The 13,067-nt window shown below is 67.3% G+C and carries 13 protein-coding genes and 1 pseudogene; 13 read left to right on the top strand and 1 reads right to left on the bottom strand.

Annotated features, from left to right (window positions below; genetic code table 11):
- Positions 1-187: 187 nt before the first annotated feature.
- Together OHB49_RS44465 and OHB49_RS44470 are read left to right on the top strand one after the other, a co-directional pair.
- Positions 188-967, top strand: a complete 780-nt coding sequence (locus OHB49_RS44465; RefSeq protein WP_443079731.1) for a hypothetical protein — start codon at positions 188-190, stop codon at positions 965-967.
- A gap of 193 nt (positions 968-1,160) precedes the next feature.
- Positions 1,161-1,313: pseudogene (locus tag OHB49_RS44470) on the top strand (WhiB family transcriptional regulator); the annotation flags it as partial.
- On the opposite strand, the gene OHB49_RS44475 reads toward OHB49_RS44470, so the two are convergent.
- Entirely contained in the window at positions 1,251-1,670 is a 420-nt protein-coding gene (locus OHB49_RS44475; RefSeq protein ID WP_329167486.1) for a hypothetical protein, read from the bottom strand. The pseudogene OHB49_RS44470 and the gene OHB49_RS44475 sit on opposite strands and share 63 nt — an antisense overlap.
- Before the next feature lie 20 nt (positions 1,671-1,690).
- Between OHB49_RS44475 and OHB49_RS44480 the strand changes: the two genes are divergently transcribed.
- From OHB49_RS44480 to OHB49_RS44530, 11 genes are all read left to right on the top strand, one after another.
- The gene (locus OHB49_RS44480) at positions 1,691-2,017 is read left to right on the top strand and encodes a hypothetical protein (protein WP_329167487.1); all 327 of its coding nucleotides are present in this window, start codon (positions 1,691-1,693) and stop codon (positions 2,015-2,017) included.
- Positions 2,014-2,151, top strand: a complete 138-nt coding sequence (locus OHB49_RS44485; protein WP_329167488.1) for a hypothetical protein — start codon at positions 2,014-2,016, stop codon at positions 2,149-2,151. Before OHB49_RS44480 ends, OHB49_RS44485 begins: the two co-directional genes overlap by 4 nt.
- A gap of 383 nt (positions 2,152-2,534) precedes the next feature.
- The gene (locus tag OHB49_RS44490) at positions 2,535-3,665 is read left to right on the top strand and encodes a hypothetical protein (RefSeq protein ID WP_329167321.1); all 1,131 of its coding nucleotides are present in this window, start codon (positions 2,535-2,537) and stop codon (positions 3,663-3,665) included.
- Positions 3,666-3,920: 255 nt separating this feature from the next.
- A complete protein-coding gene (locus OHB49_RS44495) occupies positions 3,921-5,546 on the top strand; it encodes an FtsK/SpoIIIE domain-containing protein (protein WP_329167322.1) in 1,626 nt (541 codons plus the stop codon).
- Positions 5,547-5,702: 156 nt separating this feature from the next.
- Positions 5,703-6,707, top strand: a complete 1,005-nt coding sequence (locus OHB49_RS44500) for an NlpC/P60 family protein (RefSeq protein ID WP_329167323.1) — start codon at positions 5,703-5,705, stop codon at positions 6,705-6,707.
- Positions 6,708-6,710: 3 nt separating this feature from the next.
- Positions 6,711-6,986: a hypothetical protein gene (locus OHB49_RS44505; RefSeq protein WP_030927542.1), complete on the top strand. Its 276-nt coding sequence runs from the start codon at positions 6,711-6,713 to the stop codon at positions 6,984-6,986.
- A 2-nt stretch (positions 6,987-6,988) separates the two neighbouring features.
- Complete coding sequence (locus OHB49_RS44510) at positions 6,989-8,260, top strand: hypothetical protein (protein WP_329167325.1); 1,272 nt, start codon at positions 6,989-6,991, stop codon at positions 8,258-8,260.
- A gap of 109 nt (positions 8,261-8,369) precedes the next feature.
- The gene (locus OHB49_RS44515; protein WP_329167326.1) at positions 8,370-9,443 is read left to right on the top strand and encodes a hypothetical protein; all 1,074 of its coding nucleotides are present in this window, start codon (positions 8,370-8,372) and stop codon (positions 9,441-9,443) included.
- Positions 9,443-11,593: a hypothetical protein gene (locus OHB49_RS44520; RefSeq protein WP_329167327.1), complete on the top strand. Its 2,151-nt coding sequence runs from the start codon at positions 9,443-9,445 to the stop codon at positions 11,591-11,593. Before OHB49_RS44515 ends, OHB49_RS44520 begins: the two co-directional genes overlap by 1 nt.
- 138 nt (positions 11,594-11,731) lie before the next feature.
- A complete protein-coding gene (locus OHB49_RS44525) occupies positions 11,732-12,352 on the top strand; it encodes a hypothetical protein (RefSeq protein ID WP_443079744.1) in 621 nt (206 codons plus the stop codon).
- A complete protein-coding gene (locus tag OHB49_RS44530; protein ID WP_329167330.1) occupies positions 12,349-13,020 on the top strand; it encodes a hypothetical protein in 672 nt (223 codons plus the stop codon). Before OHB49_RS44525 ends, OHB49_RS44530 begins: the two co-directional genes overlap by 4 nt.
- Positions 13,021-13,067: the final 47 nt, after the last annotated feature.

Genomic DNA, 13,067 nt, shown 5'->3' on the forward strand with positions numbered 1-13,067 from the left:
CAGCCCCTCCTTCAACTTCATACGTCTGGTTGTCCGGCTTACATGCCGGCCCGGGGTGACGAGTACGACGCGGTCCTCCGAGAGCAGCAGCCAGTTGTGCCACCCGCGGCCGTTGCGCTGCCCGTCGGTCAGGAGCGGGACCCCGTCCAGCTCCTGACCGACGGAGAACGCAACAGCAAGGGAGAACTTGATGCGTCACAACGGACGTACCCCGCTTCTGGCGAGCACGATGCGGCCCGAACACCTCAACCTTCGCGAAGGCGATCCCCGCATGGCGGTCTGCCCCGACTGCCAGACCTGGCACCGCCTCACCCGCTCAATGATTACCCCGCACCGCTCCAGCGACGGCGTTATCGCCTCCAACGACAGGCCGCGGCGCTTCTTCGGCGAAAAACCGGCCGGCGGTCGCCGCTGCCCCGGCAGCGCACAGCGCATCACTATCGACATCACCGTCGAGCAGTGGGGCGAGAAGTTACTCACGGCTGAGAGCACGGCGACCGGCCTCCGCTCCGCCCGGCAGCACTACAAACCGCTCCCCGCGCCGGCCAAGCCCGTCGCCAGGATGACTCCGGCACCGGTGAACGCGGCCGACGCGCTCACCGCCTACCGCGAGCACCTCAAGAAGTGCCAGGCCAGGAACACGGTCGATCGCTGCGGCAGCACCCACCGCTGCGCAGACGGCGCCCGGCTCGCCGCACTGTACGACCAGCTGAAGCGAACCCAGCCACACCGAGACCGCGAGCACCAAGACGATGCCCGCGTCGATGCACTGCTCACCCGCTACCGGGCGGCCAAAGCCACGAAGAACACCGCAGCCGAGTGGGCAAAACACCGCGAAGACACGGTCGACGCAAAGAAGGCCACAGCCAAGCGCAGCGGCACGACCGTTGAAGAGGCCAACAACGCATGCCGGATCCGCCCGGCCGAGACGGTTTCCGAGTTCCGCGGCTCGGCCTTCCACTGCTGACCACTTGAGCTGAACACCGACGAACGACCACGGCCGCCGCCACCCGCACATGCCGGGTGGCGGCGGCCGTGGCTGCTCGTACAGCAGTCACGGGGCCAACTGGCCCTGAATGCGACGGACCCCCGGGGGTGCAACCCCGGGGGTCCGTCTTCGCAGGTCACCTACCTGAAAGGACGACCTACGCATGCACAGGATGACATCTACTCAGGCCCGGCATACACGCCGGGCCGTACTCCAGTCCGCAATCGACGCCAGCGCCCACTGCGCCACCGCCGACCCGGACCTATGGTTCCGTACCGACGGCGAGCCCCAAATCACCTGGCAGGCCCGCCGTGCCGAGGCGATCCGGGTCTGCAACGGCTGCCCGGTTCGTGCCGCGTGTGAGGAACTCGCGCTCCGCGACGGCGACGGCAACCACCGTGTCGACGACATGGTGCGTGGTGGTCTCTCCGGTACCCAGCTCGCCGCCGCCCGTACAGCTGAGGCCGACCGCCTCACCGCCGTAGTCGACGGGGACCGGGACACCGAGGGCCGCCTGCTCGACGACCTGTCCATCGAGCTCCGCACCCAGGCCGGCCTCAACCCGGACGGCCGCCGCCACGGAGGCCGTCTCCGCCAGGACGAGAACCGGACCGAGCAGAACCTCCCGATCCGGGCCCTCGCCGCCAGCATCCGCCAGATCCGTACCGCCCGCCGGGCGCACGCCGGCTGGGGTGTGGCGGCATGGCCATCACCCTCACCCCGTATGCCGGGACGATCGACGACATCCGGCGCGAGGACGACTGCGGCGGGGACGACGGCCGCGGATACGAGCGGGACGAGACGGACAAGCTCCACCGAGTCGTGCGCCAGCTGGTCGCCGACGTCAACGACCGTGCCCGGGCCGCCAGCCGCCGAGCATGCCGCACCCTCGCCGAGATGGCGCCGGGCTACACCCGCCACCCGGTCCAGCGGCTCATCCTCCCGCTCAATTTCCGGGCGGCAGACGACGCTTGCGTGCTGTGCGGCTACTGGACGTGCCGCTGCGGCAGTACAGGGGCGGCCCGATGACCACCTGCACCTCCTGCGGCGGCTCTGGCCAGCAGATGGTCACCGTCAACCATGTCGGTGCCGATGGCACCCCCTACCAGGGCGTCGAGATGCAGACCTGCACCGACTGCAACGGCTCCGGACAGACGAGCTGACTGAGCCCTGGACCTCCAGATACGCGGTGCCCGCATCGCCCGCCACGGGGCGGTGCGGGCCATTACCGCACACGGTTTGGCCCACCCACTCCCCCTCGCCCTGCTCGCGGCCGCCGCCACGGCGGCCGCGAGGGCCTTGGGCGCCGGCCACTCCGTCACCGATATCCACCCTCGCCCCGAGAGGCACCACCTCCGATGGCTGACGACCTGCACGCCCGCTATATACGCGCCACCGACACCTGGCGCGCCCACCGCATGGGCTGCCCCACCTGCCAGCACGGCACCCCCTGTGAGGCCGGTGCCCCACTTGCCCAGCGACTCGAGCGCCTGCAAGACGCCTACCTGAACCGCCGTCGCACCTGAATTGATCAGAAGGAGAAGGCATGGAAATGCCGAAGCGTTTACAGAAGCCGCGTGGGATGGTCCTCTCCATCCTGGGGGTGATCACCCTGGCTGTGGCCGTCCTATCGGTGGCCGTGACCTACGACATCCTCGAGCCCTGGTTCGGAGGGTGGGCCGTGCCCACCGTCGGCGCCCTGGATGCCCTGTGGGTCGTCTTCCAGGCAACGGAGATCCTGGCCGGCAACAACAAGTCCCGCGCCCGGCGCGTCCAGTACGCCGGGCTGGCACTCACGCTCATCAACGCCGCCGTCCCCACAGCTCACCTGATCCTGGCCGCCAAGGGCGGCGCGCCGCTCGACCTGGCCGTTGTCATCACCCCGATCGCAGTCATCGCGACCAAGGGCGCTTGGTGGATGGCCCTACCCTCGCTCGGCCGTCCGGTGTCCGACACGACACGGCAGAACCTCGCCACCAAACGACAGACTGTGGCGGACCGCCTGGAGGAGATGGAGGCGGAAGCCGCGCACCGCATCGAACTGCTGGAGCTCGCCACCACGCTGGAGACGCGAGTCGCAGCAGCCGAAACGAACTACCGCGTGTCGGTCCTCAAGGCCCAGCAGGACATGACCCAGCAGCTCCACGGGCAGGCCGAGACAACCGAGAAGACCATCGCGGAGAAGCCCCTTCCCGCGTCGGTCGCGGCGATCCGGCTCCCGGAGCTGGAGGGCTGGGAGCCGACCGCGCCCGCCCTGCCCGGCACAGCCGTCACCAACCGGCACGCCCTCGGCACGCAGGTCAGCGGCCTGCCACTCGAAAACGGCACACCGTCCGGCACACCTGACGGCACACCGGCACAGCGAACGGCACGGGCCGCCGCCCTCGCGGACCTCGCAGCCGTGGCGGGTGTGCCCGTCCCCGAGCCCGGCGAACCGCTGACCGACGGTCAGCTTGACGTCGTGCTGCGGCACCTGCGGTACGTCGATGACCCGCCACAGTCCTACCGCCAAGCCCGCGACAGCTTCCGCGACAACGGCTACATCGGCTCCGAGGAGCGGGTGCGCCGCGCCTGGAGTGCCCTGATGGCGAAGGAAAAGGTCGGCGGCCCTCAGGTCGACAGGGACGGGGGAGCCGAGCAGGCCGAGGAGGAGGAGCCCGAGGACGCGGGCGCCTGACCCGCGGACACCGGACATCTGTCCGGCACCACCGATGCAGCCCAGCCATCACGACGGCTGGGCTGTGTCGTGACTGCCGGAAAACAACGCAGTCGAACGGTGCAGAACCGGTGAGTGATCCGGGGAGCGAGAGCGATCAATCGCAGACCCGGAAAGCAGATCCGGAAAGCACCGCGAAAACCCGAACGGAATTGTCAGGGACGCGATTTGCGCTCGCCAGTTCTCATCTCAGGTGACACGAAAATAGGGTGGGATATGGGGAAGAAACAGCAGTACAAGCACAACAACGAGGACACATACGGGCAGTTGGCCGGCGCGATCGGTGGCCTTGTCATCATGTTCGGCGTTCTGGCCGCCATCAAAGACAAGTTGGGCCTGTCTTGGCCGGCCACTGTTCTCCTTACCGCAGGGGCATTGGTCGCGCTCGGCTATCTGGCCTGGCGGCTCCGCACGGCCGTCGCTCGTCTGTTGGCGGGCGACGCGAACGCTGTCGTGGCCCTGAGCCATGATGCGCCCGACAAGGGCGCAGACAGGGCCCCTGTGGGTGCCGAGGCTGTCCCGACTCATCCGGGCCTGACCACGGTTCTGAGCCGGGCCGGGGCCATCGGCAAGGACGAGGTCATTCTCGCGGATGACGTCAGGACCGAGCAGCTGCCCGAGGTGGGGACCCTCTACGACTTCTTGGTGCCCCTGGGCCGTACGCATGAGGATGTCGCCAAGAAGCTGGGGCCTGTCGCGTCGATGTTCGGCGTTACCCGTCTGCATCTGAAGCTGGAGGCGAGCAGAAAAACCGAGCGCCGTGTGCGCTTGTTGGTGCTGGACGAACCTCCGTTCAGCCGCTCGTTCCCCGCGCCGACCCGCAGCGAGATCCAGACGTTCGCGGGAGTTCCGCTCGGGCATGAGGTAACCGGCAAGCTCGCCGGGGTGGCGACGTTCGACAAGGCGTCGCTGCTGATTGGCGGCATGACCCAGATGGGCAAGACGACGCTGGTCAACGGGCTCATCACATGCCTGCTGATCGCGTACGGCGAGTTCGATCTGTATCTGCTCGATGGGAAACTCTGTGGGCTGACAAAATTCGAGAAGCTTGCTGTCCGCTATGAGGCGTCCGATAGTCCGGTCGTTTTGGAGAGCATTCTCGATGAGCTGCTTGCCCGTGTGGACAGCCGGTATACGGAGTTGCAGAACGCCATCCGGTCTCGGCAGCCTGCACCGGTCTTTAAGCCGGTGTTCTTCATCATCGATGAGGCTGCCGACTTCTTCACCCACAACGGCACCAACGAATCGAAAGACTTGGTGCGCCGTGTAGAGGACAAGTCGCGGTCCCTGGTCGCGAAGTCTCTGGAATCCGGCATTTCCACGGTGATGCTGACCCAGCGCCCGGCAAACGATGCAATTCCGGTGAAGGTACGCGACCAATTCCTCTACCGAATGTGCCTGTACGTGGCATCGGAAGGCAGCGCAAAAGTCGCCCTCGGAGACTCATATTTCGACACGGTGGCCCCGATCCACCCGGCACTCCTCGACGCAAACATCAAGGGTCAGGGAGTCCTCTTCGCCAATGGGACGTCCACCCTGATTCGCGGATTCAACTTCCCGGACCAATTCATCTGGGAGACAGTCGATGAAGCGTTTACGCGACGAGAAAAAGCAATCCCTGAATCCCCACTCAAGCAGGCCATCAACCTGATGCAGAACAACGGGGTGGACTTCATGCCCACCCCCGACCTGGCCGCGTCCCTCGGAATCACGGAAACCGACCCAACAGAACGCGGTAAACGCTTGAAAGCGCTTCTCGACGTTCCCGCGGACAAAGGACCGAAGGGCGTACGCGGGTATCGACTGGCCGACCTCACCGCAGCCGCTATGTCCCGATCGTGACCGCCCCCGGCACCGCCAGACAACCGCACCGCCACCGCCACCGCACCGCCACCCCCACTCATCGGTGGCGGTGCGGTGGCGGTGGTCCGGCGCTCCCCGGGCGGTCACCCGTGGCGGCCCTGACCAGCAAAAACACTCAAAACTCCAGGAAAGGAGGTGGGGCCGTTGCGTGCCGCTGCAGCCGTCTCCATCGGTGTAGGTGCCACTGCGGCCGTTCTCGTGGCCGGCCTCGTACAGGCCGCCAACGAGAACCCCGCCATAGGGAAGGTGCTCAGCCTGTCCGTGCCCACCAAATACAGGAGCTTGGTCGAGGAGGCAGGGAAGACCTGCCCCGAGGTCAGCCCGAACCTGTTAGCCGCCCTCCTCACCCAGGAATCCGGCTTCAACCCGAAAGCGTCCTCACCGGCCGGCGCTCAAGGCATCGCGCAATTCATGCCCTCCACGTGGGAGACCCACGGAATCGACGGCAACTCAGACGGCAAGCGCAATGTGTGGGACCCGGAGGACGCGATCCCCTCAGCAGCCGGATACCTGTGCGACATGGCCAAGGACGTCAACGACGTTCCCGGCAACAAGCGGAACAACATGCTCGCCGCCTACAACGCCGGGAGCAGCGCCGTCCACAAATACGGCGGCGTCCCTCCCTACCGGGAAACACAGAACTACGTCCGGTCCATCAGCGCACTCGCTGACGTTCCGTCCGGCGGAAAAATTACGACCACCGAACAAGCCGCCACCGCCATCAACGCAGCAAGCGGAAAACTCGGAACCCCTTATTCATGGGGCGGAGGCAATACAAATGGCCCCAGTACCGGGTCCTGCTGCTCCCCCAACGGGAGTTCCGGAAAGAACCTCAAGGGTTTCGACTGCTCCGGACTCACGCTCTATGCCTACGCCAAGGCCGGAATCACCCTGCCCCGCACGGCAGCACAGCAATATGCCGCCTCAGAACCGGTAAAGCCCGGACAGAAACGCCCCGGAGACCTCCTCTTCTACGGAAACAGCCCCAGCAGCATTCACCACGTCGCCATCTACGTGGGAAGCGGCTACATGATCGAGGCCCCCCGGCCCGGCACGTCAGTTCGCTTTTCCTCCATCGACTCAATGTCCGACCTGTATGCGATCGCACGCCCCCTACGTCACGCGAACAAGGAGATCTGACCCGTGAGCAAGCTCGTTTTCCTCGCCAAGCCCGTCGACATGTCCGGCGGCTTCAAGGACTTCTTCGACACGATCGGCCTCACCGGCGGCGGGCTCGTCACCAAGGGCATCGCCGCCGTGATCGCCATCATCGCGATTCGCATGCTGCTCCAACTGTCCAACGACCCCAAGGGCGCCCTGCAGAAGGGGAGCATGGCGCTGGGCACTCTCTTCGTCGCCGTCATCCTCGCGCTCTACGGCGACACCCTGTTCTCGACCGTGACGAACGCGAAGGGCTGAACATGCCCGACAAGGACCCTTGCGGCCTGATCACGGGCATCGCCAAGAAGATGTGCGAGAACGACTGGGAACCCGAGGGAGGCGGGTCCTCCGACACCGGTGGCGATGGAATCACCCAAGGGGCCTCCGAGCACGTCAACCACCTCGCCAAAACGCTGATCAAAACGCTCAAGGGGCTGCTCGCCCCCAAGCACGCGTGGGCGCCGGAGAAGACCGACAATCCGGTGTACCAGCAGTTCTTATGGCTCGGGCAACATCTGGCCATCGCCATTTTGATCTGCGTGATCGTCGTGTGCGCCCTGACCGCATGGCAGGGCACACCCCGCCTCAAGCAACTCGGCGCATCCACAGGATGGACGCTGGCCGCCGTCGCCGGCATGGCGTCCGTCCCAGGGGTGGTGATGCTGCTGAACCAGGCCGTGAGCTCCGCGTTCACGACCGCGTTCGACAGCAACCAGTCGACCCTCCTCAAAACCATCAGCAAGGACCTGGATCACGGGGCAGATTCGGGGAATCCCGTGGCGATCCTGATCATCATCTCCGCACTCGTCGTAGCGCTGGCGTTCGCAGCGCTGGTGTTCATGACGCGCCAGCTCGGGATCCTCGCGTTCGTGCTCATGGCCCCCCTGGTCCTGGCCTCTATGGCTCGCGGGGGTGACACGTCCGCAGTCCGCGCCTGGGCGATGCGTCTGCTGGGGCTGATGTTCGCCCCATTCGCGTTGCTGCTTGTCAGCCCGTTCGTCCAGATGGTCAAGGGTTCGCTCGTGATGGATGCCGTGCTCCTGGTCGCGGCGGACGCGCTGATGCTGCGGATGATCTTCCACGGGATCCCGTACTTCGGTCCCAAGATCGCAGGAGCCGCACGCGGCTTCGTGGAGAGCCGGACGACCAACCCGCTCGCACGGGCGGTAGTCCGGGCCGGGTCCCCGGACTTCTACGAGCAGGAGAACCAGCCGCGGATGCCCCGCACCGTGGACACCCCGGGCCGCGCCGCGCACCAAGACCGCGGTGTTCTCTTCGCCGCCTACGGGATCAAACAGAAGCAGCGGTCCTCACGGCTGACCACCGCGTCCGCCATCGACAAGACCCAGCGGGAAGCGCCGCGCAATCAGCAGCTCATCGAGGCCCGCAGAACGGCGCGGGCTGCTGCCGCACAGACCAACACCCCCGGTCCCCGGACACCGGGGCGGGCACAGGGGCGCGGACCGACCATCCGGACGCAGGCTCCGGCGCCGGGGCCGGGGCCGGCCCCGGTCCGGCCGCCCAATCCGTAGAGAGCCAACACCCCCTGGCCCCGGCGTACGACCTCCCGCCCGATCTGGCGCGGAGCGTACGCCGGGGCCAAGGGCCCTTTCTGGCCCAGACTTCAAGGAAGAGGAACCCGTGTACTCCCTGACTCCCGGCTACCGCATTCCCGCCCTGCAACGCGGCCTGAGCCCCGCCGAGATGGTCCTGACGAAGCTCAACGCCGGGGCAGGGAGCGCCGTCCTGATCTCGGCGGTGCTCGCCCCACCGCCCGCCTGGACGTTTGGCGCGGTGGGCGCGGCCGCGGTGCTGCTCAACCTCGCGCCGGGGCCCCGCTCCATCGCCCGGTGGGCGACGGTCGGCTACCGGCACCTGCGCGAGCGCACCGCACCCGCCAGCGTGATGCCCGACACCGGAGCGACCAGGACGTGGGCGCTATATCCCGGGCACGGCACCATGCAGGACGCGCACCAACGCGCCGCGTTCCATGACGCGTTCTCCCGCGCCCTGACGTTCGCCGGCGGGCAGGCCCGCGCCGCCGGGATCCAGGTCCACGTCACCCACCACGCCACGGTCGGCGACTACACCGCCCACACCCAGACGATTTCCGTCCACGTGCCCAAGGGCCTCGTCGGCTACCCCACACGGGTCATCGACACGCTGGAAGGCGAGTTCGCCACCATGGGCGTCCTGACGCCCATCACCCCGGACCCGGTCCCGACAGTGACCGAGCGCGGGGCCGGCTGGGCGGCGCTGGACGACGGCCGCTACGCGGCGACCGCACGCATTACCGCATGGCCCGAGGAAACCGACGGAGACTTCATGCCCAAGCTGCTGCTGGGGCACGACGCCGACCGGTCCCTGGCTGTTCTGTACCGGCCCCTGCCGGCGGGGCAGTCACGCCGCTCCGCAAGATGGCAGACCGCCGCGGCTGAAGCGTTCACCACCGACAAGATCAAAGCCGACGCTCACGACCTGGCCAGCGGAGCCACGCATGGCGCGCTGGTCCAGGGCGCGGCCCTGGTGGACCTCGACGCGTATCTGACGGTGTGGGGCGACAGCCCCGAGAGCGTCACCGAAGCCCGCTGGCAGACCGCACTGACCGCCGACCGCCACCGGCTCCGCCTCGACTGGCTCCCCGGCCAGCAGCACCGGGCCCATGTGATGACCACTGCCCACGGAGCCTCCACCAGGAAAGGAGCGATCCTCTGATGATTCGACTGCCCTCCACCCACGCCGCGATCACCGCGCCCCTCATCGCCTCCAGCACCCGCTTCCCCGGAATCCCGGTCGGCAAGTCGTTACTGGACGGACGCCCCTTCCACCTCTCCCCGGTCCTGGCCGAGGCCTCGATCCTGCCCTCCACCAACAGCCTCGCCCTCGGGGGCCTCGGGTCAGGCAAGTCGACCACCGGCAAGATCCGGATCCGCCGCGAAATCCTCCACCACGGCCACCAGGCCGTCGTCATCGACAGCTTCGGGGAGGACAGCACCGGAGAGTGGGGAGCCCTCACCCACTCACTGGGCGGCCGGGTCATCGAGGCCGGCTCATTCACCCTGAATCCGTGCAGCCGCCTGTTGCCGCCCGAGGTACGGGAGCAGCTGATCCGCTCGCTGATCACCGCTGTCGAGCCCGGCGCACTCACCTACCAGTCCACCCACGCCCTGCAGCACGCCCTCAATCACCCCAAGGCGACCAACCTGAACGGTCTGGTCGATTCCCTGGTGCGGCCCGAGGACGGCAGGTGGCCGGCCGCAAAGCTCGCCGAGTGGGGAGAGGGTGTGGCGATCGGACTGTCCCGCTACACCGAGGGCTCGCTGCGCGGTCTCTTCGACGGCCAGGACGCGACCCTGCCGCCTACGAACCTGCCCATCCTCACCTTTGATTTCTCCCGCCTGGACCGCAACAGCCCCGCGATCCCGTCGCTGATGGCCGCGGTCTCGTGCTGGGCAGAACACGTATGGCTACGCCAGTCGACCGCCACCCACCGGCACCTGGTCCTCGAAGAGGCCTGGCAGATCCTGCTGTCCCCCGCCACGAGCGAAATGATCCAGCGGCTGCTCAAGAACAGCAGGAAGGCCGGGTTGAGCTTGGACGTGCTGATGCACACGTTGTCCGACCTCGGCGACGGCAAGGCACGCGACCTGGCCCGTTTGTGCGAGATCGCCCACGTCGGACGCCTCAATCCGGAAGAAGCCGCCAACGTCGGCGCGCTGCTCGGCCTGCCCGCTTGGGCGATCAAGGAAATCCCGAACCTTGCCCCGGGCCAGGCTGTATGGAAGGTCGGCCCCCACTACGTCGACATCATCGAGACCATGCGCAGTGAGGACGAGGCCCGCCTCACCGACACCTCCTCTCGGCGCCGCCAAGCACAGGAAGCCCTGGCCGTACCGGACCCGACGCTAGTGAAGGAAGAGGAGGAGGACAGCAACTACGAAGACCAGGGTCAGAGCCCGCCGGAACCCATCGACATCGAGCAGGGTGATGCCTGGGACTGGCAGATGCCTCCCAACGTCATCGACCGGCACTACGACGTGATCGAGGCAGCCCGGCAGGGCCGGTGCAACGAAGCGGCCGACCTGGCGGCCCTCGGCGAACGCCAGGACATCACCGCCCACGGCATCAACTCCCACCAGGCCGTCTCGTGGCTGTCCACCAGGGCCACGGTCGCAGAGCTGTGCGGAAGCCCCGCCACGGCTACCCAACTACGCGCTACCGTCAGCCACATGGGCAAAGAGGTCGAATGGTGGACCAACACGACCAATGCCCGCACGCCACCGGCAGAGCAGCACGGACCACCCCCGGCCGCACCTACAGCCGCAGCAGATCCTGACAGCGGACAACCACCCGTTCCGTTGAAGCGACGCACCTGGCCATACGCCGCTGCGGTCGCAGCCCTGACCATCGCCATCGCCGCCGTATGGCAGAGCGCAGCAGACGACAAGCAGGCCGCCAAGCAGGCCGCCTACAAGGGCGTCTCCGCCACAGAACTGAATATTGACGGAGTCAAGACGAGTACGTTCGCGGATTGGAGCAAGGACGGCCAGTCCGTCATCCTGTCAGTCTCGGTGGACACGGATGAGAAGGCGAAAATGGTCCGCATCGACTCGGGGAACCAGACCGCGCATGAGGAGACCCAGCCCCTCAAGGAAGGCCAGTTCGCCATGCCGATCGAGCTGGAAGTGACGGTCCCGGTCAAGGACCGCTATCAGGCGGTCCAGTTGTCGGTCATGGTCGGAGGCCCCCATTGGAAGCCGAATACCCGGGCCCCGCACCGCATCATTGAGTTCCGCCCGGACGACACCGCCATCGACACCGAAACCGGGAAAACCCTCAAGCAATGGCACTCACGGCTGCTCTGACATCTCCAAGGTCGGGTTCGACCGACGGAAGCTGACACACCAAGCACGCAGAAGGCCGGACCTCGAAGAGAACCGGGGTCCGGCCTTCTGCGTATCCTGGCCCCGCAGTGGGTCCGGCATTATCCCCCTGTGATTGTGATGCAACCCGTTCTGGAGATCTTCGCTGCCGACGACTTCGATCTCTGGCCGGCTGGGGAGCACGAGCCATATGGCTACCTCGTGCTGAACGGGGAGCTCACTCCGGCGGAGGTCGGCACGGCGGTTATGCGGATCGCCGACTGCAACGACTTCGAGCCGGAGGAGGAGCAAGGGCCGTGCCCGACCGACCCGCTCGGCACATTCCTGCACGGGCTGCTCACCATGCCGGATCTGTTCGCCGCCGGAGGGTTCCGGGTAAGCGACAAGACCACCGACACTGTCTTCGTCGAGCCGGGCTGCTGCAACGGCCTGGAGACCTGGCGAGACTGGCTGGAGGTGCTCGACGGCACCGGCTGCTCCTACTTCGGCCACGATCCGTCCTCGGTGGCCGAACGCGTTGGCGGCATCGTCCGGCTGACGCTCGACGCCCACGGGGCGGACGGCAGCCCGGTGATCGAGCTGTCGGTAGACCAGATACGCAGGCTCGTCGCGGGCGCCCAGCAGGATTTGCAGGACTTCCTCAGCCTTGCCGGAACCTGGGCTGAACAACACCTGCCAGCACACGCTGCCGCCGTCACGGCCGCCCTGTCACGGGCACTGGACCTGGCACCCACACAATGACCAGCTTCCTGACCCACCGAGCGCATGTGCACGACGCCCGCGTCCCTCTCCACCGTCGGCACAGCGCGCTGCGGACCTGCCTCACCCTCTTTGCGCCGTACGGCTTCCGGGCGACGTACCACCACCTCACGCTCAGCGCCGCGATCCCCCGGCGGCTGGAGGCGGACCCTGACGCCCTGGTGCGGGCGGTGGAGGAACTGCATGAGGCGCGGGTGCTGTGGCTCGCGCGAGCAGAGGAGTACGCCGCGCAACGCCGGGCAGAGAAGCGGGCCGGGCGGCGGGCTATACCAGACCCGCGACCGTGGTGGCTGCGGAGCAGGTGGGACGGCCCGGACCGCGTCTGGCACCAAGACCCGTTTCGCCACCCGTCGCTGCGACTGTCCGAGTACGTCCGGCGACAGAACGCGATTCTGGACGGCGCCGAGCCGACCGGCTGCCCGGCTTGCGGGGATGAAGGACCGCGGGTGCTGAGCTCGACCGGGCACGGCTGGGTCGAGCTGTGCCGTGGGTGCGCGTGGGTGCTGGCGCCATGTCCGTGCGGGCAGCGGCACCGGTTCGTCCCGGAGACCCCGTTCAACTGGAAAGGGATCTGGCAGCGGGCGCACATGAGCGATGACGACACGCCGACCGCCACGGACACACCGCCGAGGACACCGCACTCGCCGTGATCGGCAGCCGCCTGACCGAATGGCGAAGGACCGGAATCACCCCGCCA

It is taken from the genome of Streptomyces sp. NBC_01717 (assembly GCF_036248255.1).
Lineage (GTDB): Bacteria > Actinomycetota > Actinomycetes > Streptomycetales > Streptomycetaceae > Streptomyces.